This window comes from Siminovitchia jepli (assembly GCF_047228825.1).
Classification (GTDB): domain Bacteria; phylum Bacillota; class Bacilli; order Bacillales; family Bacillaceae_C; genus Siminovitchia.
Genome location: NZ_JBFEGN010000002.1, coordinates 38,068 through 53,529, shown reverse-complemented (window position 1 = coordinate 53,529; position 15,462 = coordinate 38,068). Strand labels below are relative to the sequence as shown.

Annotated in this window: 13 protein-coding genes and 1 pseudogene; all 14 read right to left on the bottom strand. The window is 43.9% G+C overall.

Features of this window, described 5'->3' with window-relative positions:
• Positions 1–25: 25 nt before the first annotated feature.
• Positions 26–811 carry a dioxygenase family protein gene (locus AB1L08_RS01610; protein WP_413062922.1) on the bottom strand — a complete coding sequence of 262 codons (786 nt, stop codon included), beginning with the start codon at positions 809–811 and terminating at the stop codon, positions 26–28.
• Between the two features lie 13 nt (positions 812–824).
• Positions 825–1,376, bottom strand: coding sequence for an FAD synthetase (locus tag AB1L08_RS01605; protein WP_413062921.1), 552 nt, complete (start codon positions 1,374–1,376; stop codon positions 825–827).
• A gap of 32 nt (positions 1,377–1,408) precedes the next feature.
• Positions 1,409–2,953, bottom strand: a complete 1,545-nt coding sequence (locus AB1L08_RS01600) for a 4-hydroxyphenylacetate 3-hydroxylase N-terminal domain-containing protein (RefSeq protein WP_413062920.1) — start codon at positions 2,951–2,953, stop codon at positions 1,409–1,411.
• Between the two features lie 252 nt (positions 2,954–3,205).
• A complete protein-coding gene (locus AB1L08_RS01595) occupies positions 3,206–5,005 on the bottom strand; it encodes a XylR N-terminal domain-containing protein (protein ID WP_413062919.1) in 1,800 nt (599 codons plus the stop codon).
• A 20-nt stretch (positions 5,006–5,025) separates the two neighbouring features.
• Positions 5,026–5,499 (bottom strand): flavin reductase family protein, encoded by a 474-nt coding sequence (locus AB1L08_RS01590; protein ID WP_413062918.1) that lies wholly within the window; start codon positions 5,497–5,499, stop codon positions 5,026–5,028.
• Positions 5,500–5,708: 209 nt separating this feature from the next.
• Positions 5,709–7,112 carry a sodium:solute symporter family protein gene (locus tag AB1L08_RS01585; RefSeq protein ID WP_413063146.1) on the bottom strand — a complete coding sequence of 468 codons (1,404 nt, stop codon included), beginning with the start codon at positions 7,110–7,112 and terminating at the stop codon, positions 5,709–5,711.
• A 19-nt stretch (positions 7,113–7,131) separates the two neighbouring features.
• Positions 7,132–8,103 carry an agmatinase gene (speB, locus tag AB1L08_RS01580; RefSeq protein ID WP_413062917.1) on the bottom strand — a complete coding sequence of 324 codons (972 nt, stop codon included), beginning with the start codon at positions 8,101–8,103 and terminating at the stop codon, positions 7,132–7,134.
• 155 nt (positions 8,104–8,258) lie between these two features.
• On the bottom strand, positions 8,259–9,653 hold the full coding sequence (locus tag AB1L08_RS01575; protein WP_413062916.1) for a sigma-54 interaction domain-containing protein: 1,395 nt from the start codon (positions 9,651–9,653) through the stop codon (positions 8,259–8,261).
• 133 nt (positions 9,654–9,786) lie between these two features.
• Positions 9,787–10,199 (bottom strand): annotated as a pseudogene (hepT, locus tag AB1L08_RS01570) (type VII toxin-antitoxin system HepT family RNase toxin).
• Positions 10,189–10,596, bottom strand: a complete 408-nt coding sequence (gene mntA, locus AB1L08_RS01565) for a type VII toxin-antitoxin system MntA family adenylyltransferase antitoxin (RefSeq protein WP_413063145.1) — start codon at positions 10,594–10,596, stop codon at positions 10,189–10,191. Before mntA ends, hepT begins: the two are co-directional and overlap by 11 nt.
• Positions 10,597–11,053: 457 nt before the next feature.
• Positions 11,054–11,683: an arylformamidase gene (gene kynB, locus AB1L08_RS01560; protein WP_413062915.1), complete on the bottom strand. Its 630-nt coding sequence runs from the start codon at positions 11,681–11,683 to the stop codon at positions 11,054–11,056.
• 14 nt (positions 11,684–11,697) lie between these two features.
• Positions 11,698–13,041 (bottom strand): sodium-dependent transporter, encoded by a 1,344-nt coding sequence (locus AB1L08_RS01555; RefSeq protein ID WP_413062914.1) that lies wholly within the window; start codon positions 13,039–13,041, stop codon positions 11,698–11,700.
• 93 nt (positions 13,042–13,134) lie between these two features.
• Entirely contained in the window at positions 13,135–13,989 is an 855-nt protein-coding gene (gene kynA, locus AB1L08_RS01550) for a tryptophan 2,3-dioxygenase (protein ID WP_413062913.1), read from the bottom strand.
• A 77-nt stretch (positions 13,990–14,066) separates the two neighbouring features.
• Positions 14,067–15,350: a kynureninase gene (gene kynU, locus AB1L08_RS01545; protein WP_413062912.1), complete on the bottom strand. Its 1,284-nt coding sequence runs from the start codon at positions 15,348–15,350 to the stop codon at positions 14,067–14,069.
• Positions 15,351–15,462 lie beyond the last annotated feature (112 nt).

Below are 15,462 nucleotides of genomic sequence, written 5' to 3'. Positions count from 1 at the left end.
ATGTGTACATTGCCCCTGATGTCCGCTATTCATTCCGGCGCATGACGAAATTCAAAGAAGCCTCTTTATGGTCACCATGATCTTCCAGCCTTGTAACAAGATCTGTTCTCACCCCGTCAGCAACGTCTGTTTCCAGCCACTTGTCTCCTTCAAAAAACACCTGGGTAATCAGCGTTTCATGTCCCTCGGCTTCAAACATCAGGTGCAGATGGGCCGGGCGCATCGGATGCTGATCCATATATTTCAGGAACTCCCCTGTCGGGCCGTCTGCCGGTATCGAATAAGGAACAGGAACGATTGTTTTTACTTCAAAATCCCCATTCTCATCCGTATAAAAATGCCCTCTCAGATTGTATCTTGGTGCATCCGAATCAAAAGCGGAATATTTTCCGGAATGGTCATTTTGCCACATTTCCACGCGCGTGTTGGGGAGCGGCATGCCATCCGTACTGCTCACATTGCCTTTAAATAGGAACACCTCACCCGCTTCATCAGGCCGCTGCGTCAAGACGAAAGGTTTTCCGGGTTCTTTCTTGACCAAGGGGGACCCTTCAATAAAGTACGGTCCCAAAAGTGACGGCTGGGTTCCCGGTTTATCTGTATACATGGCTCTGAGCACATGGGATTCAAGGAACACATCGGCATACAGGGGAAGCTCGCCGGCTCGCCCGAGGCGGTCTGCCCAGTTGACAAAGTTCGTGTACTCTTCATGGTTTAACTTCGCTTCTTTTAAAAAATTTTGCACATGCTTGATAAATAAATGAAAGACTTCCTCGACACGTTCATTTTTTTGGATCGCTTGTTTTTGCATGGATAATTCCTCCCTAGATATTATTTAATGTCTTCAGACTTTGCCTTCCGAGCAAATCCTGCACTTTGATCCAGTCGCTTTTGTTAAGAAGCTCTCTAATTCTGGTCGATGATATTCTTTTTCCTTGATCACAAGTGACTACAGGGTGAATATTCACTTTAAAAAATTCGGAAAGAAGCTGCACACTGCCTTCTTTGGCCTTTCCAAACCGAAAATCCGGCCCTACCCATATTTCCCGGGTTCCCAATAAACATAGTTCTTCTATAAATTCAATTGGCTTTCGGGAAGCATAATGGCTGTTGAAATGAGCCACTACTGTATAATCAACATTCAGCTCCTTAATAAGAGCCATTTTTTCTTCTATGCTAGTCAGCATCCGCTCGTTTTGAAAATAAACCCGAGGAGGAGGATCAAAGGTGTAAACGACTGACGGCACATCTAATTCGCAAGCCCTTTTCACCGCCTGTTTGATCAAGGTTTGATGCCCGCGGTGCAGGCCGTCAAAAGCCCCGATGGAAACCACGGAGGATGTTAACATCAGCTCATTTTCACGAAAAACTTTCATGCTGTTTCCTCCCCATGCCATTATGAAAAATATCAGTTTTTAAAGTAATTGACATCATCCGGATTGACCCAGGTGTCGTTCACCCAGCCGTCAAGGTCATAGTCAGCCATACATTGTTCGGCAAATGCAATGTACCGATCCGCTTCGCCCGATTGGTTGGCAACCGTCAAGTTCTCCAACCGGATATTTTCATGGTTTCCGGAGTAGTTTCGTTCGTACAGCTCATGGCGTCCTCCGTATTCCGTTCCGACAACTTCCCACAGCATCTTAATCAACTTGATTTTTTCCAGGGAAGTGATGCCATTGGATCCGCGGTAGAGCCGATCTATCAAAGGCCTTAATTCCGGATTTTTAAAATCCGCTGCACTGGAAGGCTGGACGATCAGATTGCCGGCAACTACGTTTTCAATGATCCCCTTGATTTTTGGCCAACCTTCTGACATAAACACACGATAGGAAAGCCCGTATTTTAAGTTTGGCAATACCGTTCCATTACGCCCTTGATCAGGATTCATCGCCATGGCATCGCTTAGTGACCAAAACATATTTTTCCAAGCCAACACTTCGCCTACATTTGCCTGAACACCGCGAAATTGATCCGTTCCATTTGTCTTGACGGCTTTTAAAAGCAATCCGGCAATAAAATCGAGTTTTACCGCCAGTCGTGTTACTCCGTGAAACGTAAAGCGATGAAGAAAACCGCTCTCGGGGAAAAAGCTGTTGGCCTTTTCGACGTCCCGATAAATGAGCACATTTTCCCACGGTATCAGCACCCGGTCAAAAATCAGTACAGCATCATTTTCATCAAAGCGGCTGCTCAGCGGGTAATCAAAAGGACTGCCCATCACGGCCGCCTGCATTTCATATGACTGGCGGCATATTAATTTCACCCCCGGCGTATCCATTGGTGCGATAAACACAAGGGCCATATCCTCTGATCCAACAGGAACAGCACCATAGTGGGCGACAAAGTTGTAGTTGGTTAGGGCGGATCCAGTAGCGACCATTTTTGCACCGCTTACAATGATTCCCTTATCTGTTTCCTTCTCAACCTTGACGAATACATCCTTAACAGCCTCCATCGGTTTATTTCTGTCAACCGGAGGATTGATAATCGCGTGGTTAAAAAACCAGTTTCTTTCCTGGGCCTCTTTATACCAATATCTCGCATTCTCTTCATACGGGGCATAATAATCGGGATCCGCGCCCAATGTTGCCAAAAAGGATGCTTTATAATCAGGGGACCTTCCCATTTGCCCATAAGTGATTTTAGCCCATTCTGCAATTGCATCTCTTGAACCAATGAGATCGTCCACGGTTCTGTCATATTGGAAAAACTTTTGCGTAAAACCTTTGTTTCCCGTATCTGTTTCAGTTGTTAAAATAGCTTTTGTTTTTTCATCATGCAAAGCATCATATTGCCGTGCAATGGATCTTGCTGCATTTCTGAAGGCGGGATGAGTGGTGACATCTTTTACTCTTTCACCGTTGATCCAGACTTCCCTGTTGTCCTTTAAACTTTCCAAATACTCTTTGCCAGTCAGCGGCAGTTTTACTTTTTGTTTTTGCGTTACCATTTGAGCCCTCCTTAACAAGCGTTTGGTTTAAAGCGCTTTCAACCGGTAACTTCATTATGAATCTCGTTCGGGACAATTTTAAGTGCAAAAGAATATGAATCTTTCACCTATTTCCATTGTTTTTTGTGGTATTGAAGAAAAGTACAAACACTCCCGCCAAGAAGAACCGATTTTGGTGTATCGCGGAAAAGCTGTTCACCGCGTTCGATTTGCCTCCAAAAAAAACCTGCTTTCAGCAGCAGGATTTCTTTATTATATGATTGGGGGTTTCTTGCCATTAATCATCATGGCATAGTATATTTGGAGAGCCAATTGACAATTAAAACGACCTTCTCCCGTCTTAAGGTCCACGTCGCACAACGCTGTAATCCGATCCAGGCGATATCGCAACCCTGCTATTGAAAGATGCAGCTTATCAGCGGTTTGTTGAAGGTTTCCATTATGATCAAGGTAGGTTTTAAGGGTTATTAAAAAATTGGACTCGTTGGCCTTGTCATACTCTACCAATTCGCCTATCGTCTTCCTATAAAATTCTATTAGCTCGATTTGGTTCGTTCCCTTTAAAAACATCATGATGGATTCCAAGTCTTCATAAAGTGAAATTAAACTGTCGGACGGACTCGTAAGATGGATAAAATTGCTGATTGAGCGGGCATCCTCATAGCTCTTTCTCAAAGAAGCAAGATTCTTCGATTCTCTTCCAACACCAATATAAAATCTGACATTTGCAAACTGACTTCTTAGGCACCCAAGAAGGTTTGATGAGATATCAAGGATTTTATGAATATCCTCATTAGTCAAAATCATGATAATGAATTCATCATTTGAAAAAAAATCATTCTTTGAATAAACTGGATGCAGTTTTAAAAATTGCATGATATCCTGGCGTTTTTCGGCAGGCTCCACCTTTATTGAAATAATGCGGTTCGGATTATTTGGAAGAAAGTGAAACAGATGGGAAAATTTCTCATAACCTGCATTTGAATGATGAAGTATTTCTTCAAAGAAATTTTCCTTCTTTTTCCATAATGAACGGGTGATTTTCCAATCATGATACATTTGGACTGTAAAGATACTGCGTGCCCGGTTTATGACAAGCTGATCTTTTTGAGTCATCTTTTCATGCCCTATGACCACGAGACGGCCAAGATTGACATTGTTTGCCCTGACGGGGAATGTTGCAATGTCATGATGCCGTTCCTCTGTATAAATAAACCGATCAGCCCAATTATTATAAATCGCCTCATCCCGCTCATTCAAAAAAGCGCTTTCAATTTTTTTGTTATAGTAATCAATTACCAGGCTTCTATTTAAAACTTGGGCAACATATTGAACGGTTTCGGCCAGCCCCCTATCTTCAAGAAGATAATTCGTTAATTCCTCGTGAATTTTGTCAGATTCAATGATCGTTTGATTGATGTTGTTCAGCTCTTGATAGGCACGGTCCAGTTCGGAAACCAAAGATTCCGCTTTGTAATAATTCAAATAGGCCTTGTGCTTTTCTTCAAGCTGTTCAACTGTTTTCGCAGCAAAACGGCAATGGGCGTCCCCTTTTCCGACACAACATTCTTCGTAGGCGATGACATCTTTTCCGAAGGTGCTGGTTAAATAACCGCTTGCATAGCCGACGAGGATCCAGCAAATGTGATCATTGTTTACCCCATAATATTCAATATGTTCTTCAGCCTCAAAGGAATTTCTCCAAAATCCGGTAAAGTGAATCGAACTTTCGGTTATTTCAAGTGTATCAGGTTCGACGGTAACGACTCCTTCCAAGGTGTGGAGTACAGGCCCTGCCAACATCAGTTCCTTGGGATTTTTCCAATTATACATGGAAGCAACCGTTTCTCCGTCCTTTTTTCCCCATTCCCATCCGTATCTCATTAAAAAACCTTTTGCTCTGTCCATTCCGAGTGTATTGATTAAATCACGGCGCAAAAGACCAAGGGCTTCAACGGAAACCAATACGCTTCTCTTTTGATTGAAAGTAATAATCCCCGTTCGTGGATCCGTTTCGATCAGATTGTCAAACAATAATTGGCTCGCCTTCACTCATTACTGCCCCCTTTATTTTAAGAGAGAATAAAAGCCGGATTCATTTTGGAAAATTGTCCACGATAAAAGAGGAGCGGCTGTCCGGGATTGTATTCAACGTTTTTTACTTCACCAAGAAAAAGAACATGATCACCGCCATCATATGCTTTCCACGGTTTACACTCTATATAAGCCAGGGCATGTTTAATTCTTTTTCCCAGCACGCCATTCTCCCACTCAAACGGCGGATTATCTTGAGGCCTTCCGGCGAAGTGCATGGCGGTATCCTGCTGATTCTCTTTTAAAATATTGACAATAAACCGATTGTTTTCTAGGACGCTTAAAGCTTTTGTGTTTCGATCAACAGAAACTAAAATTAACATTGGGTCCAGTGAAACAGATGTAAAGGAGTTTGCAGTAAACCCATGAGTGCCTGTTTCCGTCTCACTCGTAATGACTGTTACACCAGTAGCAAAATGTCCCACACAATTGCGAAATTCTCTTGTATCCATTTAATCTCTCTCCACCTTTTTAGTCAATTTACTTAAAATTGTAACAATATTCACGGTAACAAGGAACCGTAAAAAACGACAGAGAATTCGCCGCTTACTTGCAAAAAAAGACTAACCATTTTACTTCATTTGAAGAAAAATTTTCTTAGCAAGTTATACTTTACTTTAAAAAAAGGAAGGCAGAAACATCTGCCTTCCCTCGTTTACGCTTACATTTCCTTTATGTGAACTTCCAACTTTTCGCCTTTATTCGGAGCCCAAATAGAAACAGCGATCATCACAACAAAGCTGACGGCAATGCCGTATACGATCGGTGTTGTAGAGGTTAGGCCTTCAATGGCCAACCCTGCCAATATGACAACGGTACTTGTGATAATGGCATAAAAAGCGGCTCTTGCCGTCGCCTTTTTCCAAAAAAGCCCAAGAACAACAGGGGCGAAAATACCGCCGGATAATACTGCATACGCCACATCAAGCGCAACAAGGACATCCTGAATCCATAAAGCACAGACGATCGTCAATAAACCGATAATCGTTGTGACAATACGGGAAAGCTTCAAGTATTGGTTATCCGTAATGTCTTTATAGAAAAATCGCTTAATAATATCGTTTGCAACCAATGTCGAAGACGCAAGCAAAGTTCCTGAAGCAGTGGACATCAATGCAGAGGCAACAGCCGCAATGACCAGTCCCAACACCCCGGAGGGCAAAATCGCCACTGCCATGCTGGCAAACGTATTTTGAGTATCTTCCAGGTTGGGCAAAATGACGAATGCACACATGCCGATAATCGCAACCGCAATTCCGTATAACACGCTGTAAACACCGGCTGCAACAGTACCGGCTCGCGCAATTTTAATTGTTTTCGCTGTCAAAATTCGTTGCCAAATGTCCTGGGCCACGACCATTCCAAGTGCAAACAGCAAGAAATACTGGAAAATTTGGTGGCCGCCGATCCCTGCAAACGTAAAATATGTGTCAGGCAATTGCTGTTCAAGATTGGACCAGCCTCCTGCTTTGGAAAGGCCGAGCGGAAGCATGATGAAAAAAATCCCGACCGTCATGATGACGAACTGTACAATATCCGTCATCGTCACGGACCACATGCCGCCAAGGATCGTATAAAATAAAACAACTCCTCCGCCTGCAAGCATGGAAACAGTTAAGTTCCAGCCAAGCAAAACGTTTAAAATGGTACCTATTCCGATAACTTGGGTAACGGATACCATCATGGCGTATGTTGCGGCGATGACGGCACTGACAAGACCTGATTCCACCCCAAAACGCTTGCTCAAATATTCACTCACTGTCATGACGGAAAGATTGGAGATTTTTTTGGCGAGAAAAATGCCCAGCAGCATGATCCCCAAACCGAGCATGACAACAAGCCACATGCCGGATATCCCGAATTCATAACCGAGTTGGGTGGAGCCAATCGTCGACGCCCCACCTAAAATAACAGCTCCGAGACAGCCGAAATACATAAAAAATCCCAGGTTTCTTCCGGCCAATACATAATCCTCGGACGTTTTTGCCCGCCGGGAGCCAATGATGCCCACAATGACCAAGAGCAGCAAATAAGCAATTATAATCATAACGTCTAATGTATTCAAGTTCATGCCGCGCCCCCCTTTAACTGGTTGTTTCCTTAAAATCTTGTTTCAGCCGGCGTCTCTTTTTCAAGGCCGTTAACGTAATCATTTCGTAAATGACGGATGAAGCGAGCACAGCCGTGATTTCGTTGGCATCATAGCTTGGCAATACCTCCACCAAGTCAAAGCCGACAACATCCAAACCGTCAAGACCGCGTACATATTCAAGCGCTTCGTAGCTTGTGGGCCCTCCGACTTCCGGCGTTCCTGTACCGGGAGCATAAGCCGGATCTACAAAATCGATATCATACGTGACAAAAACCGGACGGTCTTTGACACGGTCATGGATTCTTTTCATTACTTGCTCAAAACCGATTTCCCGGACTTCTTTCATTGGGATGACTTCAAAGCCGAGCTGACGCGCATCCTCGATATCATCCGGGCTGTAAAGCGGCCCTCTCATTCCAACTTGAATGGAGTGTTCGACATCCAGAAGCCCTTCTTCCACGGCACGGCGGAACGGCGTTCCGTGCATATATTTTTCTCCATAATAATGTTCCCACGTATCGCCATGGGAATCAAAATGAACCAAAGCCATTTTACCGTATTTTTTATGGAAAGCTCTCAGGTTTCCCAAAGAAATGGAATGATCGCCGCCCATGATAATCGGTATAACGTTTTTGTCCAAAAGCGGCATCAACTCTTCTACCATGTTGTCATAAGTACGAAGGGCATTTCCCGGAATGACGTTAATATCTCCGTAATCCACCCCGGAACAATATTCAAAAATGTCAATATCCATATCGGGATTATAAGGACGAAGCAGCACAGAAAAATTACGGATATGCTGCGGCCCGAATCGCTGGCCGGTCCGATTTGAAGCGGCTGTATCAAACGGGACGCCCAGAACGGCAAAATCAATTCCTTCTGTTGTCCGTATTTGCTCCAATCTCATGAAAGTCCTCGTTCCAACAAAGCGCGGAGACTGGGAAGAATCTTTCGGTTTATACATAAAATTACCTCCTGTCAGGTTTTGTCGTCTCAAATCATGTAATTGCAAAATTCGTGCCAACTTTTTTAAGTTAGGAATGTCGGATCGAGCAAATAAAATAATCCGCCAATGCATCAAAAGAGCTTCTTTTGATGCATTGGCGGATTATGAGTCATTTACGAATTAATATTGTATTTTTTCAGCTTCCGAACCACGCTGGACTGGCTGATCCCCAAATATTCGGCCATTTCGTAGGTTGTTTTGTATTGTCTGGAAGCCCGTTTCAGCCAGCGGATTTCCACCTGTTCCAACGCCTGCTGCAAACTTCCGCCTTCTTCTTCCCATCTTTCCGGTTCCATTTCGGATAAAGGTGCGTCAGCATTCGTATGAAACGGCAAAGCATTTGGGTAGATCACCTTGCCTTCTGTCGTAATAACAAGCCGCTCGATCAGATTTTCCAGCTCCCTTACATTTCCCGGCCAGCGATAATCGAGCATTGCGTGGATCGTCCCCTGATGAAAGATTTTATCCGTTTTATATTTTTCATTACATTTTTCCAGGTAAAAATTACATAACTGCAATAAATCATCCTTGCGCTCCCTAAGCGGCGGAATCGTAATCGGCACCACGTTCAAGCGATAATAGAGGTCTTCGCGGAATTGTCCTTTTTGGACCATTTCCCATAAATCCCTGTTTGTCGAGACAATGATCCGGAAATCAATATTTTTCGGCTTTGTCCCGCCAATTCGTGTAACTTTCTTTTCCTGAATCACCTTCAGCAATTTTGCCTGAAGTCCTGGCGGCAGTTCCCCCACCTCATCCAGAAAAAGCGTTCCGTGATTGGCCAGTTCGATCAATCCAGGCTTGCCTTCCCTGCTCGCCCCTGTAAAAGCACCCCGTTCGTAGCCAAACATTTCGGATTCAAACAATGTTTCGGGAATGGCACCGCAGTTCACCTCAATAAATGCTTCTTTTCTCCGTTCACTTTTTTCATGGATGGCTTTGGCAAACACATTTTTGCCGACGCCGGACTCTCCCAGAAACACAACGGTCGCATCCGACATGGCGACACGCTGAACGAGCTGCCAAATGTTGTTCATTTCCTTACTCTTAAACGTAATCCCTTCCAGAACCTGTTCTTTATCCCGCAATTCCTGAATTTCGCTCTCATAATATTCCATTTTCGCACGAAGCTCTTCATAATCTTCCTTGAGCTGCCGCAATTCCGTTAAATCATGTGAAAAACTGATGACCCGGATCATGTTGCCTTCATGATCAAACACCGGGAGCGCCGTTGCCATGACGGATCGTCCTGTTAACGTGTGCTGCATGACCTGAACTTCTTTTTTCTCTGCGAGTACTTTTTTCGTCACGGATGGAGAAAAAATTCCTTTCCGCTCCAGCACATCTACTGTTTGTCCAATAAGCTCTTCCGCTTCTTTACCGTAAATGGATAAACAGTTTGGACTGGCCCTCAGTACTCTTCCCTCTCCATCCGTAATGACAATATTGTCATACGAGGCGTCCAATATGGCTTTTATCTCCATTTCAAGAATATCTTCTTCGTTCATTGTTCATCACTCGTTTTTTGTCATTTTCACAGTGAAGTTATTTTATCATAAGTTTGCGGGAAAACCGAAAGGAATAATAGCAAAGGGCTGTATTTGGCAAGAAAAAAATGAAAGGGGCATAAGATAATATGTGTTAATTTTTAAAATCAAGAACTTGTTTAGTGAAATCTTTAAAATCCTTTAAGTGTTTTTCAATAATGGCTTTTACAATCTCCAGATGAATGTCTTGGTAATCATGGACGGCAATATTGCGAAAACCGACCATTGCTTGCATTTTAAATGAGATGTCTTCTGTAATCACTTTATTTTGAGCCAACAAACCAAAGGCATCACACGGCTTGTCTGCGGGATGCCCAGTTTTTTCTCAGCCACCACATGCATGGCAATGTCAATGCTGGCCTCACAGGCACGTTGAATATTCAGAATAATGGAATCTTGCTTCGTGTAGTTTTGAAGGTTATCGGCATTATGATCGTATTCTTCATCAATTCTCTTTAAGCAGCGTTCAATGGTACTGATTTTATTCAAGATAATATCATTCTTCATGGATTTGGCCTCTTTCTGAAATATTTTCTAAAATGACACGCCTTTCTTCATTCAAAATGGCATAATTCTTTAAAGTCCGCATCTCAAAGAGCGCCTTATCAGTTGAGTTGTTGCCATACAAGGCCTTTCCTTTTTCTACGATCTGTGACTGAAAGACCGTTGAGGCTTGTTTTAAATCGATCAGGTCCACATCCCGGTTTAAGATGGCTGCCAGCTCCTGTGCCAGCATAAACCGTTCATAATGGCTGAGATTCTTGTCACTCAAATAAGCAATATCATAGTCACTATTACGATGGACACGACCAACTGCTTGGGAACCAAATAAATAAATGACGGATGGAGCTATACGCTCAATGAGAAAATCTACTATCAATTTTTCAGCATTTTCAAGGGTCATTGTTTCCACTCCGATCGGCAAAAGTGTTGAATGATTCATTTATATAGTACCATATTAAACCCTATGAAAATAAGGTTTTCCTGGTCCTCCAAAAGCCATCCCGCAGGAGATAGTCTCTTGTGACCCAGCTGTCAGCTGAATGTCCTTCTATTTACAAGACCTATCCGGAGTTTTTGGAAGATTTCGCATTGGTTTCCTTGTCGTTGCCCCAATCTTGATCGTTCTTGCTTTCATTGGTTTCATTCAGCCTTGTTTGCTCTCGTCGTCTTAAATGCCGTACCTTGGGATAAATGGTATAGTCATTGAGCCAAATTTTTCCGATTTCACCATTGATAGTTACGAGATCAGGCATTCACTTGAAGATACAGCTAAAAAACTTAAACGACCACCTGCTAAAGCTTTTCTGAATCATACGCCTATTATCAAAAAAATGGACTCCTCTCCGGAGTCCATTTTACTAAATGGGACGAATTACTGCACGAACCGGGCTTCCGTCCGCCCCTTCGATGGCGAGCGGGAGGGCGATCAATTCATAATTCCCTTGTTCCACCTTATCCAGTACAATATTTTCTAAAATAAATACGCCGTTTTCATAGAGAGAGTGATGCGCCAGCATTTTTTTGCTGTCAACGGGATCAACGGACGGCGTGTCGATTCCAAGCAACCGAACCCCTTTTTCCTTTAAAAAAGGTCCAGCATCTTCACGCAAAACCGTATATTTTTCCGGAAAAACCGCCGGATCCCTGCCCGTCATGGTCCGCAAAAGCAGTCGGGACACACCTTCAAGCTCAAATCCCTCAAGTTCTGCACGCCCGATGCTTTCACAGTTTGAAACATCAATGACACATGCCGGGCCGATGTACATATCAATATCCAACTCATGCACTTTTTTTCCCTCATTGTCAAAATGAAAAGGCGCGTCAATATGCGTTCCGGAATGAACGCTTGTCGTTATTTGGCCAATATTGACTGAACCGGTTTGCTCTTTTGTAAAACTGAGCTGGAAAGAAAACGGCGTATCCCCCGGCCAAACAGCCATGTTGTTTGTAAGCGGCTGCGAAATATCAATCCATTTCTTTTTCTCCATTCATACCACTCCAATTAAATGAATCCTAGCGTATTTAAGAATACCACCACAATCGTAACCGGGACAACCCAGGTCATCAGCAGGCGCCATGTGGAATACAAGCCCGGCGACACGGTACTGCTCATCAAAAACTCTTCCTTAACAAGCAGCTTATCCATTTTATGAATAATGAACAGCGCAATCAGCAAACTGCCAAAAGGAAGCATGAGGTTGCTCACCAAATAATCAGTCGCATCAAAGACGCTTTTGCCAAAAATCGTAAAATCCGCAAGGCTGCTGGAAGACAGCGCCGCCGGAATCGCTGCGAGAAAAATGATGATTCCCGCAAGCCAAGTCACTTTTTTCCTCGAACGCTTTCCATTTGCCGTAAAAGCTGCAACAATAATTTCGTATAAACTGAATGATGACGTTAATGTGGCAAATAAAAACAGGATCAAAAACATGCTTAAAAACACTTCGCCAAATAGCAGTTGGGAAAAAACGGACGGCAACACGATAAACAATAGCCCCGGTCCTTCCGCAGGCTCATACCCGAAAGCGAATACAACAGGAAAAATCGCCAATCCCGCCAATAACGAAACGAAAATATTCATTCCCACAACCGATCCGGCAGAAGAAGTCAGGCTGACATCTTTCTTCAAATATGAACTGTACGTAACCATGCAAGAAAAACCGACGGCAAGCGAAAAGAATGATTGGCCCAATGCGTACAACAAAGATTCACCTGTAATATTCGAAAAATCCGGTGCAAGGAAAAATTTCACACCTTCCATCGCGCCATCAAGTGTCAACGAACGAATCACAAGAATGATAAAAAAGATAAATAAAAGCGGCATCATATATTTATTTGCTTTTTCAATGCCATTTTGAACACCGGCAGCGATTACAGCGACATTTGCAAGCGTAAACAAAAGCAGGCCAAGCAGTGTGACCCACGGAGAACCGATAACAGAGCCGAACAGGTCCGGATAATTGGTCCCATCGCCAATAATTTTACCAGGAATAGACAAACCGGTGTATACAAGGACCCAGCCGCCGACTACACTATAAAAGGAAAGCAGCAGAAAGCAGCCAAGCACGCCCAATCTTCCGACCCACACCCAGAGACTATCCGGAGCCAGCTTTTTGTAGGCGCTGATCGCTTCCATGCCAGACCCTCTCCCGATAATAAATTCCGAAATAAGCATCGGCATTCCGATTAATAACGTAAATACGACAAAAATAAGAAAAAACGCGCCCCCTCCGCTCATCCCCGTTACGTACGGGAACTTCCAAATGGCTCCGAGGCCAATTGCCGCCCCTGCCGAAGCCAAAATGAAGCCAAGCTTGGATGACCATTGATCCTTTCTTTCTTCCATATCCTTTTCCCCCTGTGATTCTCAATTATCTTAAAATTTGTATAAAACGCCGCCCCCGGCATAGAAGTCGGGGTGGGGTGTGTAAAACTGCCCTTAAAGCTCGGTTCTTAAATCCCACAATTCCGGGAAGAAGCGGTGATCCAATACTTGCTTCAAATAATTGACGCCAGAAGAACCGCCTGTACCCGTTTTAAAGCCGATAATACGCTCAACTGTTTTCATATGGCGGAATCGCCATTGCTGAAGCCAATCTTCAATATCAACAAGCTTTTCCGCCAGCTCATACAAATCCCAATATTGTTCCACATTGCGGTAAACTTCCTTCCAGGCGGCGGCAACCGTCGGATCTCCTCCGTATGTTTCGGAAAAATCGCGGTTCAATAAATCCGGGTTAATCGGAAAGCCGGCGCGGGCCAATGCCTTAATGGATACGTCATAAATGCTTGGAGCCTGATGGGCCAGCTTGAGCATTTCATGTATTTTAGGATCTTTTTCGTATATTTTTAAAATATGGGTTGATTTATAGCCAAGGGCAAACTCAATCAATCTGTATTGGTACGATTGGAAACCGGAAGCCCGCCCCAGGTAATCGCGAAATTCCAGATATTCTGCAGGTGTAAGCGTCGATAAAACATCCCAAGCCTGGATAATTTGCGTTTGTGTTTTGGTTACTCGTGACAGCATTTTAAAAGCGGCATGCAATTCCTCTTTATCAATTGCCTGGATGGCTGCTGTCATTTCATGCAAAATCAGCTTCATCCACAGCTCGCTCACCTGATGAATAATGATGAACAGCATTTCATCATGATGATCGGACAGCCTTTTTTGGCTCGATAAAATTTGGTCCAGCCCCAAATATTCCCCGTAGGTCATATCATTTTTAAAATCGGTGTGAATGCCTTTTTCACCTTCCAGTTTTTGATGAAGTTCCGAAATGGATTTTGACATGTTTTCTCCCCCTTAAAATTCACAAAAATGTGAAACCGTCTCCTGTGGATTGAACGGCCGCTGCCGGCAAAACGGCACTACGCAACCACGTCCCGCTTATTTTCAAATTTCTTGTACTGTTCTTCCACCATTATTTTTTTCAAAACTTGAACCGTTTTCCACACTTCTTCAAACGTATTGTAGAGGGCAACCGGTGCCAGGCGGATTCCTTTTGGCGCCCGGAAATCGGGAATAACGCCATTTTCTTTTAATGCCTTGCAAATTCTGGCAGCCTCTTCATGTTCAAGGTAAATATGACCGCCTCTTTTGTCCTCTTCACGCGGATTGGCCATGACAAACCCAAAATCCTTTAATTCCGCGTCAATCAATTTCATCATATATTCCGTCATTTCCAATGACTTTTTACGAACTTTGTCTATGCCCACTTCGTTGAACATCATCAAAGAACCGTATAGCGGCGCCGCACTAAGGAGGTGCGGTGTGCCCATTTGAAAGGCTCCTGCATCAGGCGCCGGCGTTAACGTATGCTCCATGTCAAACTGCTTTTCTTTTTTCGATCCGAACCAGCCTGCCAGCCCCGGAGCTGTCCCGAAGTGTTTTTTATTGACATACATGCCAGCAGTGGCGCCGGGCCCGCCATTCAAGTGCTTATATGAGCACCAAAACGCAAAATCGACTCCCCATTCACTTAATTGGTGTGGAATGGAGCCGATGGAATGGCACAAATCAAACGCAATCAAAATCCCCCGTTTATGGGCTTCTTTCGTCAGGCGCTCCATGTCCAATATTTGCCCGCTGCGATAAAGGACACCGGCAAGTACAATCAACGCCACCTCGTCCGTCATTGCTTCGATAATATCTTCTTCGCAAAGCGTCTGGCCATCTGCGCTTTTTACTTGAAGCAAATGTTCCTCCGGATCAAGGCCATGAACACCCAATTGGCTCTTCAGCGCGTAAATGTCCGTCGGAAAGTTTAATTCATCGGCGAGAATCTTTGTCCTTTTTCCTTCCGGCTTGTAAAAAGTCGAAACGATTTGATGCAAGTTCACCGTCGTCGAACCGGTGACAATGACTTCCTCCGGCTCGGCGCCGATGAGCGGAGCGGTCATCTCGCCCAATTTTTCGGAAAAATAAAACCACGGATGCTCTCCCTGCGTCCATCCGTCAATTCCAAATGTCTTCCAGGAATCAAGCAGCCGCAAAAGAGAATCTTCTGCCCGTTTTGACAACAGGCCGAGCGAATTTCCATCCATATAAATCATTCCGGGTTGAATATAAAATTCTTCCCGATATTGTTTCAGCTCATCGCGCTCATCAAGCCGGCGTGCATATTCTTTTGTCAAAAAAGCGTTTTCATCCATTTTAATTACTCCTTCACACCCAAATGATTGCTATACGCATACTATAACCGATTCAATGACAGTTAGTCAATGATATTGTGTCATTGACTAAATGTCATTGAAATGTTTGCCA

Coding starts and splice junctions, on each gene's coding strand:
- kynB (WP_413062915.1), bottom strand. CDS start 11,683: ATGGAGAAAAAGAAATGGATTGATATTTCGCAGCCGCTTACAAACAAC.
- AB1L08_RS01555 (WP_413062914.1), bottom strand. CDS start 13,041: ATGGAAGAAAGAAAGGATCAATGGTCATCCAAGCTTGGCTTCATTTTG.
- AB1L08_RS01600 (WP_413062920.1), bottom strand. CDS start 2,953: ATGGTAACGCAAAAACAAAAAGTAAAACTGCCGCTGACTGGCAAAGAG.
- AB1L08_RS01605 (WP_413062921.1), bottom strand. CDS start 1,376: ATGAAAGTTTTTCGTGAAAATGAGCTGATGTTAACATCCTCCGTGGTT.
- speB (WP_413062917.1), bottom strand. CDS start 8,103: ATGTATAAACCGAAAGATTCTTCCCAGTCTCCGCGCTTTGTTGGAACG.
- AB1L08_RS01610 (WP_413062922.1), bottom strand. CDS start 811: ATGCAAAAACAAGCGATCCAAAAAAATGAACGTGTCGAGGAAGTCTTT.
- kynA (WP_413062913.1), bottom strand. CDS start 13,989: ATGTCAAAATCCATTTCGGAACTTCATCAAAAACTGGAAGGTGAAAAA.
- mntA (WP_413063145.1), bottom strand. CDS start 10,596: ATGACCCTTGAAAATGCTGAAAAATTGATAGTAGATTTTCTCATTGAG.
- kynU (WP_413062912.1), bottom strand. CDS start 15,350: ATGGATGAAAACGCTTTTTTGACAAAAGAATATGCACGCCGGCTTGAT.
- AB1L08_RS01575 (WP_413062916.1), bottom strand. CDS start 9,653: ATGAACGAAGAAGATATTCTTGAAATGGAGATAAAAGCCATATTGGAC.
- AB1L08_RS01590 (WP_413062918.1), bottom strand. CDS start 5,499: ATGGATACAAGAGAATTTCGCAATTGTGTGGGACATTTTGCTACTGGT.